Below are 17,989 nucleotides of genomic sequence, written 5' to 3'. Positions count from 1 at the left end.
TCGCACCCAACGGTCTGGAAATGGAATGGCACTTCCGGTGTCCTGCTACCGGAAGTGCCACGCATGTAATTCGGACCAGTCAGTATTCGAGCATCACGAAATCCGCCAGCTCCCGCATTTCCTCGGTCAACGTCCGCCGTTTGCAGATCACCGTGGAGAGAATGTCGCGGGCGTACCGCTGCTGCGGAAGCCACTCCGGCGCCAGCACCCGCACCTCCTGTATCACCCCGATCGCCTCCGGCAGCTGCCCGAGTTGGGTGTGGGCGCTCGCAACGTCCAGCCGGTGCCGTAGCCGGTTGGCTGCCGTGGGCTCCAGCGCGGCCGCCGGGGTGGACTCCGCGATCGCCAGCACCTTGTCCGGGCGCTCGGCGATGGCGTGGCTCTCCGCGCAGATGTGCGCCACGGAGATAGGCCCGAAGGTCTTCATGGTGGAGCGGTCGGCGTAGACCTCCCGGCCGACGAGCTGGGCGGCGGCGCGAGCGAAGGACAGGGCGTCCTGCGCTTCGCCGGGCTGGTTGTCGCGGACGGCGGCGTTGGCGACCCTGGTGTACAGGCGGGCCCAGATGGACAGCTCACGGTGGGTGGCGCGGGAGATGCGGGGCTCCACGTCGTCGGCCCACCGGATCGCCAGGCTGCGGGCCTCGTCGAGGCGGCCCTGCCGCAGCAGCGTCCAGAGCAGGGTGTCCACGGCGGCGGCGGCGTCGTTGCGGTCGTCGGCGGAGTCGACCGCTCGAGCGAGCGCTGCCTCCGCGTCCTCGAACTGGCGGGTTTGGGTGAGCATCCACCCGGCAAGGTTGAGGATGCGGGACCGTAGCGCCCGCCCGTCCTCGAGGGAGTCCCCGTCGCGGATGAGGCCGGGCAGGACCGCGGCGACGTCGGTGTACCGGTTCTCCCCCAGCATGGGGCGCAGGCTGCGCAGGCGGGCCTCCACCTCGGCGGGGGACGCGGGAATCTCGGGGCCTTCGATCTGGCCGACGAGCGCCCGCCGGGTGGGCTCCCACAGTTCCCGGGTGTCGGGGTCCGCGTTCTCGGTGTCGTCGCGGGTTTGGAGGTCGGAGGTTCGCACGCGCAATCCGACTGCGAGCTTGCGCAAGGTCTCCAATCTGACGTCGGTCCTTTCTCCTTGTTCGATTTTGCGGATCAGGGAAATGGACACGCCGGATTCGGTGGCGAGTTCCTTTTGGCTGAGTCCGCTTCGCTTACGGATCGATTGCAGGCGGTTGCCGAGTTCCACACTCATGTTCTCCACGCTACGACTGGTCGGGGTTTGGGGGCAGGGTTTGACGCGGGGTGGGTAGACTCGCGGGGTCGCGGCTCCCACACTCGTCGCGCAGGGAGAGGGCCGGTCCGGGTGTACGGGTCGGCCCTCTTCGCTGCGTTGGTTGCAAGCTTCTTGGCATGTCGCCCGGACGTGTAAAGATCCGGGCCGATCCTTGACAGGTAGTGGACTACTCGGGCTCAGCGCACGCCGTCGCGGATCTGGTAGATGCGGTTGCGGTGCAGTCCCGCCGCCTCCCCGATCTTGATGACCGACACCCCGTCGTCGATGGCGCGGCGGATGAGCGCGTCCCGGTCGGTGACCGCCTGGTCGATGGCGCGGGCAGCGTCGGCGATCTCGTCCAGCACGGCCGGGGTGTAGGTCTCGGCGCCCCGGCGGGCGGCCTCGGCGATGAACTCGGCGTCCTCGTTGGAGACCTCCACGTCGGGCGCCTGTCCACCCTCGGGCACGTCGTAGCCGCACTGGGCCGCGTAAGTCGTCGCGATGGTGAGCGCGGCGTCGCGGTCGATGTCGAGGTCGGTGGCGATCTGGTCGGCGAGGTCCTTGATCTGCGTCATGGCACCATCATGCCCAGCGCGCTAGGCAATGTCAAGCACGCTGGGCATCCCGGTCACCGCTACCTGCCCGCCCTGCTTCTCCAGCCACTCCCGCACCGGCCCGAGCTGATCCACCACCAACCCCACCTCGTGCCGCAGGGTCGGGACCGCGGCGGGTGGGGCGGTGAACGACAGGGTGATGGTCTCCATGCGGGCTCCAGACGGGCGGGGCGGGTGATACCCCTCATCGTCACATCTCGGACGAGATCTACCACGGCATCACCTACTCCGACAGCATCGGCGGCACCTCCTCGGCCTGGGAGAGCTCGCGGGCGGCGGTGGTGATCGGCTCGGTCTCGAAGTACTTCTCCATGACCGGCTGGCGGCTCGGCTGGATGCTCGCCCCGGCCGGGCTGCGCCCCGCGCTGCAGCGGCTTGCCTCGAACATGACGGTCTGCCCGCCCGCCATCTCGCAGTACGCGGCGGTGCACGCCTTCGGCGCGGAGGCCAAGCGCGAGCTCGACGGCCACGTGCGGCGCTACGCCACCAACCGGCGGCTGCTGCTGGAGGGGCTGCCGAAGATCGGCATCACCGATCTGGCCCCGGCCGACGGCGCCTTCTACGCCTACGCCGACGTCGGCCACCACACCAGGGATTCGCTGGCCTGGTGCGCGGAGGTGCTCGCGCACACCGGCGTGGCGCTGGCGCCCGGCCTCGATTTCGACACCGCGCGCGGGCACCGCACGGTTCGCTTCTCGTTCGCCGGCGCGACCGCCGATATCGAGGAGGCGCTGGCCCGCCTCGGCCCCTTCCTGAACCGCTGAAACACCCTGTCTCAGCACCGTTGTCCGAAGTAGCTGGCCGGCAACAACTTTGCGCAGTACGGCACCGCGGGGGGCCCGATCGGGTAAAAATCGGGTAACTGTGTTCTTCCTCTTTCGATTTCGCACGGATGTATTGATGACGACTGGCACGATGGCACGGTGATAACCGCGACGACCCCGAAAGGCGAACGGCGTCGCCAGGCTCTGGTTGCAGCCGCCGCAGAGCTCCTGCTCGAAGGCGGTTTCGAGGCGGTGCGGCACCGATCGGTCGCAACCCGCGCCGACCTGCCACTGGCATCGACGACGTATTACTTCGAATCGCTCGAGGATCTGATCGCACGCGCGGTCGAATTCGCGGGCAACGCCGAGGTCGACGGCATGCGCAGGCGGGTCGGCGAGGTGAGCCACCGCCGCAGGGGCGCCGAGGCGACCGTCGACCTGGTGCTCGACCTGCTGGTCGGCCCGGAGGGCACCGACGACGGCGCGCGCGGCAGGCTGATCGCCCGCTACGAGCGCTCTGTCGCCTCCGCCAGGCACCCCGAGCTACGCGGCGTGCAGCTCCGACTACGCCAGCAGCTCGACGAGCTGCTCGCCGACGTGCTGCGCCGCTCCGACCGGGTGGTCCGGCAGGAGCAGCTGCGCAGGCTGGTGGCGGTGGTGGACGGCGCGGTGGTCGCCGCGCTCGGTGAGATGAACCCGGAGCCGCGCCGGGCGGCGCGCGGCGCGCTGCTCGAGGTGATCGACATCGTCGCCCCGGCGACGTCCCAGCAGCCCGATCGGCTCCGGTCACTAGACTGACCGGACGTGACCACTGCCGAGACCGCCCCCGCACCCGAGAACACCGCGCCCGGCCGGGTGCCCAACGTGCTCGCGACCCGCTACGCCGGGCCCGAGCTGGTGCGGCTGTGGTCGCCGGAGAACAAGATCGTGCTGGAGCGCAGGCTCTGGCTGGAGGTGCTGCGCGCGCAGTCCGAGCTCGGCGTCGACGTGCCCGCCGAGGTGGTCGCCGACTACGAGCGCGTCATCGACCGGGTCGACCTCGGCTCGATCGCCGCGCGCGAGCGGGTGACCAGGCACGACGTCAAGGCCAGGATCGAGGAGTTCAATGCCCTGGCCGGCCACGAGCACGTGCACAAGGGCATGACCAGCCGGGATCTCACCGAGAACGTGGAGCAGCTGCAGCTCCGGCTCTCGCTGGAGCACGTGCACGCGCACGGCGTCGCGGTGGCGGCCCGGCTGGCCGAGCGCGCCGCCGAGTACCGCGCCCTGGTGATGGCCGGGCGCTCGCACAATGTCGCCGCGCAGGCCACCACGCTCGGCAAGCGCTTCGCCTCGGCCGCCGACGAGCTGCTCATCGCGCTCACCCGGCTGCGCGAGCTCATCGACCGCTACCCGCTGCGCGGCATCAAGGGCCCGATGGGCACCGCGCAGGACATGCTCGACCTGCTCGGCGGCGACCCGGAGAAGCTGGCCCGGCTGGAGCGCCAGGTCGCCACGCACCTCGGCTTCGGCACCGTGCTCACCAGCGTCGGCCAGGTGTATCCGCGCTCGCTCGACCACGATGTGCTCTCGGCGCTGGTGCAGGTGGGCGCGGGGCCGTCGTCGTTCGCGCACACCGTGCGGCTGATGGCCGGGCACGAGCTGGTCACCGAGGGGTTCCAGCCGGGGCAGGTGGGCAGCTCGGCCATGCCGCACAAGATGAACACCCGCTCCTGCGAGCGGGTGAACGGCCTGCAGGTGGTGCTGCGCGGGTACGCCTCGATGGCCGCCGAGCTGGCGGGGGCGCAGTGGAACGAGGGCGACGTCTTCTGCTCGGTGGTGCGCCGGGTCGCGCTGCCGGACGCCTTCTTCGCCATCGACGGCATGATGGAGACCTTCCTGACCGTGCTCGCCGAGTTCGGCGCCTACCCGGCGGTGGTCGCCCGCGAACTCGACCGCTACCTGCCGTTCCTCGCCACTACCCGGATCCTGATGGCGGCGGTGCGCGCCGGGGTCGGGCGGGAGACGGCGCACGAGGTCATCAAGGAGCACGCGGTCGCGGTGGCGCTGGCCATGCGCGAGCAGGGGCGCGAGCCCGACCTGCTGGACCGGCTGGCCGCCGACGACCGGCTGCCGCTGGACCGCGCCGCGCTGGATGCCGCGCTCGCCGACAAGTCGGCCTTCGTCGGCGCCGCCGACGCCCAGACCGGCGCTGTCATCTCGGCGGTCGAGGAGCTGGTGGCCCGCTACCCCGACGCGGCCCGGTACACCCCCGCGCCGATCCTCTGAGCACGCGGACGCGGCGCCTCGCCGCCCGTTTGCGCGCGATGGCGGCGCAGTCGCGAGCCGTGGCGCCGCGGTCACGGGCCGTGCGCGCGCTGCGCCGATTCGCGCTGCGCCATAGTGGTGCCGTGAACCCGTACACGATCTTCGCCGACATCATCGCCGGGCGGGCCCCGGCCAGCGTGGTGTACGACGACCCCGACGTGCTCGCCTTCCTCGACATCCGCCCGGTCACCCCCGGCCACCTGCTGGTGGTGCCGAAGGTGGTGACGCGCAACCTCGCCGAGCTCGACCCCGCGCTCGGCGGCAAGCTGTTCCAGGTGGGGCAGCGGCTCGCGGCGGCGCTGCGGGCGAGCGAGGTCGGCTGCGACGGGGTGAACTTCTTCCTGGCCGACGGGGTGACCGCGGGCCAGGAGGTGTTCCACGTGCACCTGCACGTCATCCCGCGCACGCCGGGCGACGGGTTCGGGCTGCGCGCCAGGGCCACCTCCCCGCCGCGCGCCGACCTGGACTACCTCGCGGGCTCCATTCGCGGCGCGCTCTCCAGAGCCTAGGTTCTGCGGAAGACCCGGAGCACCGCGATCACCACCAGGGTGGCGGCCAGGAGCGCGGCGCCGAGGATCACCGGCCCGGCCGGGAAGCCGAGCACCTGCACCTGCTCGGTGCGGGTGATCCGCTCCCGGTGCTCGGCGTCGGAGTCGGCATCGGCGAAGGTGAAGTCGCTGGTGATGCGGGCGGGCTCGGCGATCGAGACGGCCAGCTCGGTGAGGTAGCCGGTGCGGCCCGCGGTGAGCTCGCGGAGCAGCGGGTCGTCGGGCTCGGTGAGCCGGCCGGCGAACTCCACATCGGTGAACTGGTGCGGCGCGTCCGGGTCGGCGCGGCGCACCCGGTGCTCGCCGAGCACGTAGAGCCGCACCGACTGCGGCAGCGTGGCCGCCGACGACATGCGCATGGGGTAGACCGGGGCGGTGGCGTCGAAGGTGAGCCGCACCGGGTCGAGCGCGCCGTCCAGGCCGTCCGCGCCGGTGAGCCGGATGGCCACGAACGACCACCCCTCCGCGAGGTAGGGCGCGAGCGTGTCGACGACCTCGGGGCGCATGCGGTAGCCGTTGTCGCGCAGCCAGTTCCGGACGCCGTCGAGGCCGCCGCCGGCGAGCGTGGTCGCCTCCAGCGGGCCGAGCGTGACCTTATTCAGCACCGTCGGCGCGGCCCCCGGCGCGGCGGCCGAGCCGAGCCCGTCGAAGTCGCCGGAGCCGAAGAAGTCCCGCTCGGTGACGATCTCCGGCGCGGTCCGCCGCTCGAGTTCGGTGAAGGTGTCCGCCGAGCCCGCGCTCACCGTGGCCGGCGCCGGGGTCGGCACCACCAGCGCCGCGCGGTCGCCGTCGGCGCGCAGCGCGAGCTGCATGAGGATGGTCTCGCGGGCACCGTCCCAGTGCACCAGCGCCACTTCGTTGTTGACCGTGGCGGTCTCGCCGGTGCCGGCGACGGCACCGCAGGCGCAGGCCGCCGCAGGCACCGCAGCCCCGCCGGTGAGCGCGGCGACCGCGAGGAGCAGGGCTGCCAGCACACCGGCCGGACGGGGGCGCGCCGCGAAAGCCATGGAGCGAGCGTAATGGAGGCCCGGCCTGCGATACTGGCGAAGCCGCCGCTGGCTGGGCCGACCGGGTGCGGGTGTCCCGCACGAGCACGGCATGGAGGCCGCGCGACAGTAGGGTGGTGCGCATGTCTGTCGAGAGTGTGCCGCCCCCCGTCGCGAAGACCGTGCCGACCGAGCGCGTGCAGCACGGCGACGTCGTGATCGACGAGTACGAGTGGCTGCGCGACAAGGACGACCCCGAGGTGATCGCCCACCTCGAGGCGGAGAACGCCTACACCGAGGCGAACACCGCGCACCTGGCCGAGCTGCGCACCGCCATCTTCGACGAGATCAAGGCCCGCACCCAGGAGACCGACCTCTCGGTGCCGACCCGGCTCGGGCAGTACTGGTACTACTCGCGCAGCTTCGAGGGCAAGCAGTACGGCGTGCACTGCCGGTGCCCGGTCGACCCGGCCGCCACCGGGCTCGACGCCTGGACCCCGCCGCAATTGGAGGCGGGCACCGAGATCCCCGGCGAGCAGGTGCTGCTGGACAGCAATGTGCTCGCCGACGGCCACGACTTCTTCGCGCTCGGCGCCTTCTCGGTGAGCAACGACGGCACCCTGCTCGCCTACTCCACCGACACCGTCGGCGACGAGCGCTACCTGCTGCGCTTCCTCGACCTACGCACCGGCGAGCAGCTCGGCGACGAGATCCCCGGCACGGCGCCGGGCGCCACCTGGTCGCTGGACGGCACGCACGTCTTCTACCAGACCGTGGACGAATCCTGGCGCCCGGACACCGTGTGGCGGCACCGGCTCGGCACCGTCGCCGCGGACGACGCCAAGGTCTTCCACGAGCCGGACGAGCGGTACTGGGTGAGCATCGGCACCACCCGCTCGGAGAAGTACCTGCTCATCTGGGTCGCCTCCAAGATCACCAGCGAGGGCTGGATGCTGGAGTCGGCCGACCCGGAGGGTGAGTTCCGGGTGATCCTGCCGCGCCGCGAGGGCGTGGAGTACAGCGTCGAGCATGCGGTGGTCGCGGGCGAGGACCGCTTCCTCGTCCTGCACAACGACGTGGTCGACGGCGTGAAGGCGGAGAACTTCGTGCTGGCCGAGGCTCCGGTCGGCGACCCCGCCGCGCTCACCCTGCTCATCGAGCACCGCGACGACGTGCGGCTGGAGGATGTCGACGCCTTCGCCGGCCACCTGGTGCTCGGCTATCGCAGGGAGGCGCTGAGCCGGCTCGCGGTCTGGCCGCTCACCGCCGACGGCTACGGCGAGCGCCGCGAACTCGAGTTCGACCTGCCGCTCTTCGCGGTCGGGCTCGGCGCCAACCCGGAGTGGGAGCAGCCGACGCTGCGCATCGGGCTCACCTCGTTCACCACCCCGACCCGGGTCTTCGACTACGCCCCCGGCACCGGCGAGCTGCTGCTGCGCAAGGAGCAGCCGGTGCTCGGCGGCTACGACCCCGAGCTCTACGAGCAGCGCCGGGACTGGGCCGTCGCCGAGGACGGAACCCGCATCCCGATCTCGCTGGTCTGGCGCAGGGACGCGGTGCCCGCGGGCACCGCCGCGCCGCTGCTGCTCTACGGCTACGGCTCCTACGAGGCCAGTATCGACCCCGGCTTCTCGGTCTCCCGGCTCTCGCTGCTCGACCGCGGCATGGTCTTCGCGGTGGCGCACGTGCGCGGCGGCGGCGAGATGGGCCGGCTCTGGTACGAGAACGGCAAGACGCTGCGCAAGAAGAACACCTTCACCGACTTCGTCGCCGCCGCCCGCCACCTGATCGATACCGGCCGCACCAGCGCCGACCGGTTGATCGCGGACGGCGGCAGCGCGGGCGGGCTGCTGGTCGGCGCGGTGGCCAACCTGGCGCCGGAGCTCTTCGCGGGCATCCTCGCGAACGTCCCCTTCGTCGACCCGCTGACCTCGATCCTGGACCCCTCGCTGCCGCTCACGGTGATCGAGTGGGACGAGTGGGGCAACCCGCTCGCCGACCCCGAGGTCTACGCGTACATGAAGTCCTACTCGCCGTACGAGAACGTCGAGGCCAAGAGCTACCCGGCGATTCTGGCGATCACCAGCCTGAACGACACCCGGGTGCTCTACGTGGAGCCCGCCAAGTGGGTCGCGCGGCTGCGCGCGGTGGCCACCGGCGATGCCCCGCTGCTGCTCAAGACCGAGATGAGCGCGGGCCACGGCGGGGTCAGCGGGCGCTACGAGAAGTGGAAGGAAGTCGCCTTCGAGTACGCCTGGGTGCTGGACACCGTCGGGCTGGGCAAGGTCGCGTCGTCATAGCGAACCGCTCCGAAATGTGACCGGTGTTGGTCTCGGCGTCATCCCGGCTGCACGCCGCGGACATGTCGCCCTGTCACCGTTGCCGGTATGACTGCCGAGCTGATCGTCTCCGTATCCGGAATCCGGGACACCACCCGGGACGCCGCGATCGAGTTCGCGGGCGCGATGGACGACCGGGGTGTGCCGCTCTCGCTGCTCGTCGCGCCGCGGCTGAAGGGCGGCTACCGGCTGACCGAGGACCCGGCCACGCTGGCCTGGCTGCGCGGGCGGCGCGGCGGCGGCGACGCCATCGTGCTGCACGGCTACGACCAGGCCGCCACCAAGCGCAGGCGGGCCGAGTTCGGCGCGCTGCCCAGGCACGAGGCCCGGCTGCGGCTGATGGCGGCCGACCGGGTGATGGAGCGGGTGGGGCTGCGCACCCGGCTCTTCGCGGCCCCGCGCTGGGACGCCTCGGCCGGCGCCATGCAGGCGCTGCCCGATGTCGGCTTCCGGCTGGCGCTCGGGCTGACCTCGATCGTCGACCTGGAGCGCAATACCGCGCAGCGGACCAGGGTGTACGGCATCGGCGATGGCTTCCGCACCGAGCCCTGGTGGTGCCGGGCGCTTGTACTCGGCGCCGCGCGGACCGCCAAGCGCGGCGGTGTGGTGCGGCTCGCGGTCTCCGGGGCGCAGCTGGCCCGCTCCGGCCCGCGGCAGGCCGTGCTCGACGCCGTCGACCTGGCGCTCTACCACGGCGCCGCCGGGCAGCTGTACCGCTGGGAGCCGTACAGCACCGCGACCCGCGCGGCCTGAGCCCGGCCGGGCGCATCGGCGCCGTTGCCCGCGAATGGCGTAGCCGGGTGACGGCGCCGAGTCGCGGACCGGTGCCCCGTTTCGCCGGTCGTTCGCCGTCGGCGGGTATGACAAGCCCCCTGAACACCGCCCCGGCCGTACCTGCGGCCGGTGCCGCACCCTCGGAGCCGGATACCGGACCGGTATGTCCGGATCGCTCCGCGCCACCGTCCGGCAAATCGCCGGTACGACACCGGCAACCCGAGTTCGCGCTGATTTCTATTGTTTCGGTCGGATTCGCCGCTGTCGCCCCGAATTCACTCCGTGGAATTCAACGCCGCCGAAAAGAAATCCGGAAAATTCTTTGCCGTGATGCGTTTGCTTCCCCGTGGATCGGTGCAATTCTGTGAGTGTGGTATCCGGAAGCTAGAAATTGACAGGAAGGAAAGCGCAATGCTCGACACCCTGCTCGAACTGATCACGACCCTGCTGGACACCCTGAGCGCGAGCGCGGGCTGACCAGGCCAGCGCTGACCCGACCGCCCCGCCCCGGACCTACCCCCGGCGCGGGGCGGCTTCATGTCCGCGGCAGAATAAACTCCGCGAAATTGCCGATGCACGTGCAATTTCGTTTTTCGGCCGACCGGCGCCGAATAACGCACGTGTAGCGAAACCTCAGCCGGGGAACTCCCTGTCGCCTTCCTGCTCGATCGGCGAGAACTCCGTACCTTCCGGCCCCATTTCGGCCAGCCGCCCGAAGTAGATCCCCCGCGCCTCCGGCACGACGATCCCGTAGTGGATCGGCACCGCGGCCCGCGGGCGAACCGCGCGCAGATAGTCCACCGCCTCGCTGACCCGCATCCACGGCGCCGCCGCCGGGATGGCGAGGACGCCGACCGGGCTCGGCGGCACCCAGAGCGAATCCCCGGGGTGCACCAGCTGCGCCGGCTCGGCCGGCGTGCCGAGCTGGAAGACGGTGTTGTCGATCACCGGGAGGTCGGGGTGGATCACCGCGTGCCTGCCCCCGCCGCCGGTGACGGTGATCCCGCCGACCGTGAGCACCTGCCCGGCGCGCACCGCCTCCCACGGCTCCGGGCGCAGCTCGGCGGTCTGCGGGTCGGAGAGCAGCCGGGCGCCGGGGTTGGCGTCGATGAGCGCGCCGATCCGGTCGCCGTCGATGTGGTCCGGGTGCTGGTGGGTGACGGCGATGGCGTCGAGCCCGGTGATGCCCTCGAAACCGTGCGCGAAGGTGCCCGGGTCGAACAGCACCTTCGTGCCGTGCAGCTCGACGAGGATGCAGGAGTGTCCGAAGTGAGCTATGCGCATGCGGCGATGCTAGTCGCCGGTCACCGACGTGACCCGCTGTGATCTCGCACCCCCTGCCGGGTCGCCCGCCCCCGCCGCGACTACGCTGTGCCGGTAAACCCCCGAACTCTCCCGAGGAGAAAACGCGTGGCACGAGTCGTGGTCGAGGTGATGCCGAAGGCCGAGATCCTGGATCCGCAGGGTCAGGCCATCGTCGGTGCGCTTCCCCGCCTGGGATTCGCCGGAGTCGCCGATGTGCGGCAGGGCAAGCGCTTCGAGCTCGATGTCGAGGACTCGGTGAGCGACGCCGAGCTGGAGCAGATCGCCGAATCGCTGCTCGCCAACACCGTCATCGAGGAGTGGAAGGTCGTCCGGCTGTCATGAGCGCGCGCATCGGGGTGATCACCTTTCCCGGCACGCTCGACGATGTCGACGCGGTCCGCGCGGTCCGGCTCTCCGGTGCCGAGGCGGTGAACCTGTGGCACGCCGACGCCGATCTCAAGGCGGTCGACGCGGTGATCGTGCCCGGCGGCTTCTCCTACGGCGACTACCTGCGGGCCGGCGCGATCGCCCGGTTCGCCCCGGTGATGGGCGAGGTGGTGCGCGCCGCGGGCGCGGGGCTGCCGGTGCTCGGCATCTGCAACGGCTTCCAGGTGCTGTGCGAGGCCGGGCTGCTGCCCGGCGCGCTCACCCGCAACGACGGGCTGCACTTCGTCTGCCGCGACGAGTGGCTCACCGTCGAGTCCACCGCCACCGCCTGGACCGGCCGGTTCGAGCCGGGTGCGCAGATCCTGGTCCCGCTCAAGTCCGGCGAGGGCCGCTTCCAGGCCTCGGCCGAGGTGCTCGACCAGCTGGAGGGCGAGGGCCGGGTGGTCTTCCGCTACTCCGGCGACAACCCGAACGGCTCGCAGCGCGGCATCGCCGGGATCTCCTCGGCGAACGGCAGGGTGGTCGGGCTCATGCCGCACCCCGAGCACGCCACCGAGGCGCTCACCGGCCCCAGCGACGACGGGCTCGGGCTCTTCCTCTCGGTCCTGGATTCGCTCGTGGCGGCCTGACCCGCAACGGATTTCCGCTCCCGGCCCGGATCGCGCACCCGCGCGGTCCGGGCCGGTGGCGTTTCCGGGGGCCCGGGGGTGCGCGCCGAATCCTCTCGCTGAAAATTGCATTTCGAGTATTGGAAGTCGAATTGAGCTGGCACAGCCGACTTTTCGGACACCCGCGCGGTGTCCGGTGACCGGTGGACACCACTCGCTCACGCGAATTTTCCGGGTTCGGTACTCTTCCCCTCGTTCCAATTCTCGAGGCAGTCAGGACAATTGTGGAAACCATGGTGGGCGGTAATTCCACGCTGCATGGCGCGTTGCGTTCCGCGGAGCGGAGCTGGGTGCGTCACCTCGACGACGCTTTGTACGCGCGCCAGCTTTCCCCGGATCAGTGGTCGATGTTGTCGAATCTCTCCGTCGACGGCCGGACCACGATGAGCGAATTGGCGGCGAAGTCGCAGTTGCCGCCCTCGTCGGCGACTCGGCACGCCGATGCGCTGGCCGAACGCGGGCTGATCTTCCGGGTGGCGGCCGAGGACGACCGGCGGCGCATCCTGATCGGGCTCAGCAAGCTGGGCGCCGAGCTGGTCGCGGCGGTGCGCGCGGAGGAGTATCGGGCCGAGCAGCAACTGCGTTCCCGGATCGGCGCACGGCGATATGCGGAACTGCTCCGATTGCTGGATCTGGTGGCGCAGACCGTCGGTTGATTCATCCGATGAAATTCGTGGGCATTCCCGCCGGAATTGTGGCGTATGTGCTCGAATGATGCGCAAGTGATTCCGGATCGTCAATAGGACTTGACGGCGCCGCACCTGGGCCGGGCCGGGCGGCGGCGCGCTGCCTAGGATCGCGGGCATGCCCGTCGTCAGCACCACCGCCACCGCCACCGGCCTGTGCGCCTTCATCGACGCCTCGCCCTCCCCGTTCCACGTCTGCCACACCGTGAGCCGGGAACTGGAGGCCAGCGGCTTCCGCGCGCTGCGCGAGGCCGACCCATGGGCGGCGGGCGAGCCGGGCCGCTACTACGTGATCCGGGGCGGTTCGCTGGTGGCCTGGAGCACCGAGGGCAGCCCGCGCGGCGCCGGGTTCCGGGTGGTGGGCGCGCACACCGACAGCCCCAACCTGCGCGTCAAGCAGCACCCCGACCTGCTCTCGGCCGGCTGGCAGCTGGTCGGGCTGGAGCCCTACGGCGGCGCCTGGCTGAACTCCTGGCTCGACCGCGACCTCGGCATCTCCGGCCGGCTCACGCTGCGCGACCCGGACGGCGGCCTGCGCGAGCAGCTGGTGCGGATCGACGAGCCGATCCTGCGCGTGCCGCAGCTCGCCATCCACCTCTCCGAGGAGCGGCGCGGGGTCACGCTCGACCCGCAGCGGCACGTCAACGGCGTCTGGGGCGTCGGCACCGAGCGCGGCTCCTTCGTCGCGCACGTGGCCGAGCAGGCAGGTGTGGTCCCGGCGGACGTGCTCGGCTGGGAGCTCATGACGCACGACCTCGCGCCGAGCACCCTGGTCGGCCGGGACCGCGACCTGGTGAGCGCGCCCCGGCTGGACAACCAGGCCACCTGCTACGCCGGGCTCGCCGCCTTCCTGGCCGCGCTGGCCGAGCCGGGCGCGGCGCTGCCGGTGCTCGCGCTCTTCGACCACGAGGAGGTGGGCAGCCAGTCCGAGCGCGGCGCGCAGTCCGACCTGCTGCCCGCGGTGCTGGAGCGGATCGTGCTCGCCGCCGGCGGCGGGCGCGCGGAGTACCTGGCCGCGCTCGCCGGTTCGCTGGTCGCCTCCGGTGACATGGCGCACGCCACGCACCCCAACTACCCGGACCGGCACGAGCCCGCGCACCGGATCGCGGTGAACGGCGGCCCGGTGCTCAAGGTCAACCAGAACCTGCGCTACGCCACCGACGCCGTCGGCACCGGCGCCTTCGCGCTGGCCTGCGCCGAGGCGGGGGTGCCGCTGCAGCGCTACGTGCACCGCGCGGACCTGCCCTGCGGCTCCACCATCGGCCCGATCACCGCCGCCCGCACGGGTATCAGCACCGTCGATGTCGGGGCGCCGCAGCTGGCCATGCACTCGGCGCGCGAGTTCATGGGCGCGGCCGACGTCCCCGCCTACGCGGCCGCGCTCGCGGCCTTCCTCACCCCGGCGGCCTGACCCGCGGCCACCCCGGCGACCAGCACCAGGAAGGTCACCCAGACGTAGCTGCTGCCGATGATCTGCTGCCACCAGGCCCACTCCAGCTCGCGGTCCTTGGCGTGCGGCAGCAGCCACTGCGGGCCGATCAGGAAGAGCAGCGCGAGCGCGCCGGTGCCGATGAGCAGCGGCCGCGAGCGGTTGCCCTCGGCGATCGCCACGCCGAGCAGCAGCAGCGCGGGGGCCGCCCAGACCCAGTGGTGCGACCAGGAGACCGGCGAGACCAGCAGCAGCGCGGCGGCGTTCACCAGCAGCGCGGAGACCGGGCGATCGGCGGCGAGCAGCCGGTGCATCCAGATCGCGGCCAGCGCCACCGCGACCGCGCCGAGCCCGAGCCAGAGCGCGGTGGCGGCGCCGTCGGACACGCCGAGCCGGAAGGCGAGCCCCTTCAGCGACTGGTTGCCCGCGAAGTACGGCGGCCCGATCCGATCGGTATTGGCCAGCGTCTCCGACCAGTACTGCACCGAGTCCTTCGGGAAGAACAGGAACCCGACCCCGACCGCGGCGGCCGCCGAGACCACCAGCGTGCCCGCCGCCCTCCAGTCCCGGCGCAGCAGGAAGAAGAGCAGGTAGCCCGCCGGGATGAGCTTCACCGAGACCGCGATGCCGATCAGCATGCCGCGCGGCCAGAAGGTCTTCGGCGCCAGGCAGTCCAGCGCGACCGCGGCCATCAGCACCAGGTTGATCTGGCCGAAGCCGAAGGTCTGGCGGACCGGCTCCAGCATCTGGGCCAGCGCCACCGCGGCGATCACCGCGGTCAGGACCGTCATCCGGTCCAGCTCGGGGCGGAGCCGGATCAGCACCAGCCACAGCGTGATCGCCAGGCTGGCGATCGAGGAGAGCAGCACCACGATCTCCGCCACCCCGAGCGGCACCAGCGCCAGCGGGGCGAAGAGCAGCGCGGCCAGCGGGGGGTAGGTGAAGGGGAGCGCGAGGTCGCCGATCGGCGGCATCGGGCCGTACAGCTCGCCGCCGTCCAGCCAGACCCGCGGGCCGTTGCGGTAGACCTGCAGGTCGATGTAGTGGTCCCACCAGTGCAGCAGCAGCGAGACGGTCGCCGAGAGCGCGAACAGGCCGATCGCGAGGAGCAGCAACCGGCGCTGCCGCCGTGCCGAATCGGCAACCCCCGATCGATCGTTCACGCGGCACAGGGTAGCGGGTGCGATTCCCGGTTCGGACCACGGCTAAACTCGCGGGCGATTCCTCGCATCGCGAACTCGGCCCGAAAGGACCCTGGTACTCCCGTGACTTCGCAGGTCGACACCGTCAGCGCCGCAGCGGCAACCCCGGACACCGCGCAGCCCTACACCGAGCTCGGGCTCAAGGACGACGAGTACGCCCGCATCAGGGAGATCCTCGGCAGGCGCCCCACCGACGCGGAACTCGCCATGTACTCGGTGATGTGGAGCGAGCACTGCTCGTACAAGTCCTCCAAGGTGCACCTGCGCTACTTCGGCCAGACCACCACCGACGAGATGCGCGCCTCCATGCTGGCCGGGATCGGCGAGAACGCCGGCGTGGTCGACATCGGCGACGGCTGGGCCGTCACCTTCAAGGTGGAGAGCCACAACCACCCCTCCTACGTGGAGCCCTACCAGGGCGCGGCCACCGGCGTCGGCGGCATCGTGCGCGACATCATGGCCATGGGCGCGCGCCCGATCGCGGTGATGGACCAGCTGCGCTTCGGCGCCGCCGACGCCGCCGACACCAGGCGCGTGGTGGACGGCGTGGTCCGCGGGGTGGGCGGCTACGGCAACTCGCTCGGGCTGCCGAATGTCGGCGGCGAGACCGTCTTCGACGCCTCGTACCAGGGCAATCCGCTGGTGAATGCGCTCTGCGCCGGCGTCATGCGGGTGGAGGATCTGCACCTGGCCTTCGCCTCCGGCACCGGCAACAAGATCATTCTCTTCGGTGCGCGGACCGGGCTCGACGGCATCGGCGGCGTCTCGGTGCTCGCCTCGGACACCTTCTCCGGCGACGAGTCCGGCGGCGGCCGCAAGAAGCTGCCCAGCGTCCAGGTGGGCGATCCGTTCACCGAGAAGGTGCTCATCGAGTGCTGCCTGGAGCTGTACGCGGCGAAGCTGGTGGTCGGCATCCAGGATCTCGGCGGCGCCGGGCTGGCCTGCGCCACCTCGGAACTCGCGGCGGCGGGCGACGGCGGCATGCGGGTCGAGCTGGACCGGGTGCCGCTGCGCGCGGCCGACATGACCCCGGCCGAGGTGCTCTCCAGCGAGTCCCAGGAGCGCATGTGCGCGGTGGTGACCCCGGAGAACGTCGACGCCTTCATGGCGGTCTGCCGGAAGTGGGATGTGCTGGCCACGGTGATCGGCGAGGTCACCGAGGGCGAGCGGCTCATCGTCACGTGGCACGGGGAGACCGTGGTCGACGTCCCGCCGCGCACCGTCGCGCACGAGGGCCCGGTCTACGAGCGCCCGGTGCGGCGCCCGGATTACCAGGATGCCCTGATCGCCGACGGCACCGACCGCCTCGCCCGCCCCGGCACCCCCGATGAGCTGCGCGAAACCCTGCTGACCATGCTGGCCAGCCCGCAGCTGTGCAGCCGCCGGTGGATCACCGAGCAGTACGACCGCTACGTGCGCGGCAACACCGTGCTCGCGGAGCACGCGGACGCCGGCGTCATCCGGATCGACGAGACCAGCGGCCGCGGCATCGCGCTCGCCACCGACGCCTCCGGCCGCTACACCAAGCTCGACCCCTACACCGGCGCGCAGCTGGCGCTGGCCGAGGCGTTCCGCAATGTGGCCGTCACCGGCGCCACCCCCAAGGCCGTCACCAACTGCCTGAACTTCGGCTCGCCCGAGGATCCCGGCGTCATGTGGCAGTTCCAGCAGGCGGTGCGCGGGCTCGCGGACGGCTGCGTGGCGCTCGGCATCCCGGTGACCGGCGGCAATGTCAGCTTCTACAACCAGACCGGGCAGGACGCCATCCTGCCGACCCCGGTGGTCGGCGTGCTCGGCGTCATCGACGACGTGCACCGGCGCATCCCCACCGGGATCGGCACCGAGCCCGGCGAGACGCTCATCCTGCTCGGCGAGACGCACGACGAGTTCGGCGGCTCGATCTGGTCGCAGGTGGCGCACGATCACCTCGGCGGGGTGCCGCCGAAGGTCGACTTCGCCCGCGAGCAGCTGCTGGCCGAGGTGCTCACCGCGGGGTCGCGGGACGGCATGATCAGCGCCGCGCACGACCTCTCCGAGGGCGGGCTGATCCAGACCGTCGTGGAGGCCGCGCTGGCCGGCGAGACCGGCTGCCGGGTGCTGCTGCCGGAGGGCGCCGACCCCTTCGTCGCGCTCTTCTCCGAGTCGGCGGGGCGGGTGCTGGTCGCCGTGCCGCGCTCCGAGGAGACCAGGTTCAGCAAGATGTGCGAGGCCCGCGGGCTGCCCGCGGTGCGCATCGGGGTGGTGGACCAGGGCTCCGACTCGGTCGAGGTGCAGGGCCAGTTCTCGGTGCCGCTCACCGAGCTGCGGGCCGCCTTCGAGGGCACGCTGCCCCGGCTCTTCGGCGCGCTGCGCTGATCAGGCGGCCTTGAACGGGTCGTGCTCGGCGATCAGCTTCTCCAGCCTGGCCTCGTCCACCCGGACCCGCAGCGAATCCGACTCCTGCCGGTCCCTGACCACCTTGGCCAGGGTGAACGAGCTGGTCACCAGGAACAGCACGGACATCCCGAGGAAGCCGCGCTGCCACACGTCCAGCGGTAGGTAGAGGATGCCGACGCCCGCCCCGATCAAGCTGACGCCGAACGCGATCGAGGCCTGCGCCACATAGGCCGAGGTCATCGTCGACTGTGCGTTGGGAGTGCTCATGGACATCGAGTCTCCGGCGCGGGCGGGGGAGGCGCCTGCGTGTGATTACTCGAGCGGTCCCGAGTAGTTGCCTGTG

At 71.5% G+C, this 17,989-nt stretch carries 18 protein-coding genes and 1 pseudogene; 12 read left to right on the top strand and 7 right to left on the bottom strand.

Going from position 1 to position 17,989, the window contains the following annotated elements; all coding sequences use genetic code 11:
- Nucleotides 1–79: 79 nt before the first annotated feature.
- From AB0H71_RS13555 to AB0H71_RS13545, 3 genes are all read right to left on the bottom strand, one after another.
- Nucleotides 80–1,240: a helix-turn-helix transcriptional regulator gene (locus tag AB0H71_RS13555; protein WP_357019336.1), complete on the bottom strand. Its 1,161-nt coding sequence runs from the start codon at nucleotides 1,238–1,240 to the stop codon at nucleotides 80–82.
- Between the two features lie 218 nt (nucleotides 1,241–1,458).
- Nucleotides 1,459–1,836, bottom strand: a complete 378-nt coding sequence (locus tag AB0H71_RS13550) for a hypothetical protein (protein ID WP_357019333.1) — start codon at nucleotides 1,834–1,836, stop codon at nucleotides 1,459–1,461.
- A gap of 21 nt (nucleotides 1,837–1,857) precedes the next feature.
- Nucleotides 1,858–2,025 (bottom strand): hypothetical protein, encoded by a 168-nt coding sequence (locus AB0H71_RS13545; protein ID WP_357019331.1) that lies wholly within the window; start codon nucleotides 2,023–2,025, stop codon nucleotides 1,858–1,860.
- A 44-nt stretch (nucleotides 2,026–2,069) separates the two neighbouring features.
- Between AB0H71_RS13545 and AB0H71_RS13540 the strand changes: the two are divergent.
- The 4 genes and pseudogenes from AB0H71_RS13540 to AB0H71_RS13525 all read left to right on the top strand — a co-directional run.
- A pseudogene (locus AB0H71_RS13540) lies at nucleotides 2,070–2,639 on the top strand (aminotransferase class I/II-fold pyridoxal phosphate-dependent enzyme); the annotation flags it as partial.
- A 159-nt stretch (nucleotides 2,640–2,798) separates the two neighbouring features.
- The gene (locus tag AB0H71_RS13535; protein WP_357019328.1) at nucleotides 2,799–3,437 is read left to right on the top strand and encodes a TetR family transcriptional regulator; all 639 of its coding nucleotides are present in this window, start codon (nucleotides 2,799–2,801) and stop codon (nucleotides 3,435–3,437) included.
- Between the two features lie 6 nt (nucleotides 3,438–3,443).
- The gene (gene purB / locus AB0H71_RS13530; protein ID WP_357019325.1) at nucleotides 3,444–4,907 is read left to right on the top strand and encodes an adenylosuccinate lyase; all 1,464 of its coding nucleotides are present in this window, start codon (nucleotides 3,444–3,446) and stop codon (nucleotides 4,905–4,907) included.
- A 122-nt stretch (nucleotides 4,908–5,029) separates the two neighbouring features.
- Nucleotides 5,030–5,455 carry an HIT family protein gene (locus AB0H71_RS13525; RefSeq protein WP_357019322.1) on the top strand — a complete coding sequence of 142 codons (426 nt, stop codon included), beginning with the start codon at nucleotides 5,030–5,032 and terminating at the stop codon, nucleotides 5,453–5,455.
- On the opposite strand, the gene AB0H71_RS13520 is transcribed toward AB0H71_RS13525, so the two are convergent.
- Nucleotides 5,452–6,501, bottom strand: a complete 1,050-nt coding sequence (locus AB0H71_RS13520) for a DUF2330 domain-containing protein (RefSeq protein WP_357019319.1) — start codon at nucleotides 6,499–6,501, stop codon at nucleotides 5,452–5,454. The two genes, AB0H71_RS13525 and AB0H71_RS13520, sit on opposite strands and share 4 nt — an antisense overlap.
- A gap of 122 nt (nucleotides 6,502–6,623) precedes the next feature.
- Between AB0H71_RS13520 and AB0H71_RS13515 the strand changes: the two genes are divergently transcribed.
- The 3 genes from AB0H71_RS13515 to AB0H71_RS13505 all read left to right on the top strand — a co-directional run bounded on the left by AB0H71_RS13515 (nucleotide 6,624) and on the right by AB0H71_RS13505 (nucleotide 10,070).
- Complete coding sequence (locus AB0H71_RS13515; protein WP_357019317.1) at nucleotides 6,624–8,780, top strand: S9 family peptidase; 2,157 nt, start codon at nucleotides 6,624–6,626, stop codon at nucleotides 8,778–8,780.
- An 87-nt stretch (nucleotides 8,781–8,867) separates the two neighbouring features.
- Nucleotides 8,868–9,572 carry a DUF2334 domain-containing protein gene (locus tag AB0H71_RS13510; RefSeq protein WP_357019315.1) on the top strand — a complete coding sequence of 235 codons (705 nt, stop codon included), beginning with the start codon at nucleotides 8,868–8,870 and terminating at the stop codon, nucleotides 9,570–9,572.
- 303 nt (nucleotides 9,573–9,875) lie between these two features.
- Nucleotides 9,876–10,070, top strand: coding sequence for a hypothetical protein (locus AB0H71_RS13505; protein ID WP_357019312.1), 195 nt, complete (start codon nucleotides 9,876–9,878; stop codon nucleotides 10,068–10,070).
- Between the two features lie 156 nt (nucleotides 10,071–10,226).
- Here AB0H71_RS13505 and AB0H71_RS13500 read toward each other — a convergent pair whose 3' ends face one another.
- Nucleotides 10,227–10,877 (bottom strand): MBL fold metallo-hydrolase, encoded by a 651-nt coding sequence (locus tag AB0H71_RS13500; protein WP_357019310.1) that lies wholly within the window; start codon nucleotides 10,875–10,877, stop codon nucleotides 10,227–10,229.
- A gap of 126 nt (nucleotides 10,878–11,003) precedes the next feature.
- Here AB0H71_RS13500 and purS point away from each other — a divergent pair, with 126 nt between their 5' ends.
- The 4 genes from purS to AB0H71_RS13480 all read left to right on the top strand — a co-directional run bounded on the left by purS (nucleotide 11,004) and on the right by AB0H71_RS13480 (nucleotide 14,050).
- Nucleotides 11,004–11,240 carry a phosphoribosylformylglycinamidine synthase subunit PurS gene (gene purS, locus AB0H71_RS13495; protein WP_357019307.1) on the top strand — a complete coding sequence of 79 codons (237 nt, stop codon included), beginning with the start codon at nucleotides 11,004–11,006 and terminating at the stop codon, nucleotides 11,238–11,240.
- Nucleotides 11,237–11,914, top strand: coding sequence for a phosphoribosylformylglycinamidine synthase subunit PurQ (purQ, locus tag AB0H71_RS13490; protein WP_357019304.1), 678 nt, complete (start codon nucleotides 11,237–11,239; stop codon nucleotides 11,912–11,914). The genes purS and purQ overlap by 4 nt, the downstream gene beginning before the upstream one ends.
- 272 nt (nucleotides 11,915–12,186) lie before the next feature.
- Nucleotides 12,187–12,609: a MarR family transcriptional regulator gene (locus AB0H71_RS13485; RefSeq protein WP_233021127.1), complete on the top strand. Its 423-nt coding sequence runs from the start codon at nucleotides 12,187–12,189 to the stop codon at nucleotides 12,607–12,609.
- A 148-nt stretch (nucleotides 12,610–12,757) separates the two neighbouring features.
- Complete coding sequence (locus AB0H71_RS13480; protein ID WP_357019301.1) at nucleotides 12,758–14,050, top strand: M18 family aminopeptidase; 1,293 nt, start codon at nucleotides 12,758–12,760, stop codon at nucleotides 14,048–14,050.
- Here AB0H71_RS13480 and AB0H71_RS13475 read toward each other — a convergent pair.
- Nucleotides 14,008–15,231: a glycosyltransferase 87 family protein gene (locus tag AB0H71_RS13475; protein ID WP_357019298.1), complete on the bottom strand. Its 1,224-nt coding sequence runs from the start codon at nucleotides 15,229–15,231 to the stop codon at nucleotides 14,008–14,010. The two genes, AB0H71_RS13480 and AB0H71_RS13475, sit on opposite strands and share 43 nt — an antisense overlap.
- Nucleotides 15,232–15,333: 102 nt before the next feature.
- On the opposite strand from AB0H71_RS13475, the gene purL reads away from it, so the two are divergent.
- Complete coding sequence (purL, locus tag AB0H71_RS13470; RefSeq protein WP_357019296.1) at nucleotides 15,334–17,625, top strand: phosphoribosylformylglycinamidine synthase subunit PurL; 2,292 nt, start codon at nucleotides 15,334–15,336, stop codon at nucleotides 17,623–17,625.
- Here purL and AB0H71_RS13465 read toward each other — a convergent pair whose 3' ends face one another.
- Complete coding sequence (locus AB0H71_RS13465; protein WP_357019293.1) at nucleotides 17,626–17,913, bottom strand: YiaA/YiaB family inner membrane protein; 288 nt, start codon at nucleotides 17,911–17,913, stop codon at nucleotides 17,626–17,628.
- Nucleotides 17,914–17,989: the final 76 nt, after the last annotated feature.

The sequence above is a fragment of the Nocardia sp. NPDC050697 genome (genome assembly GCF_040654395.1).
GTDB lineage: Bacteria > Actinomycetota > Actinomycetes > Mycobacteriales > Mycobacteriaceae > Nocardia.
The sequence above is the reverse complement of the archived record's forward strand: the minus strand, read 5'-3'. Positions and strand labels throughout refer to the sequence as shown.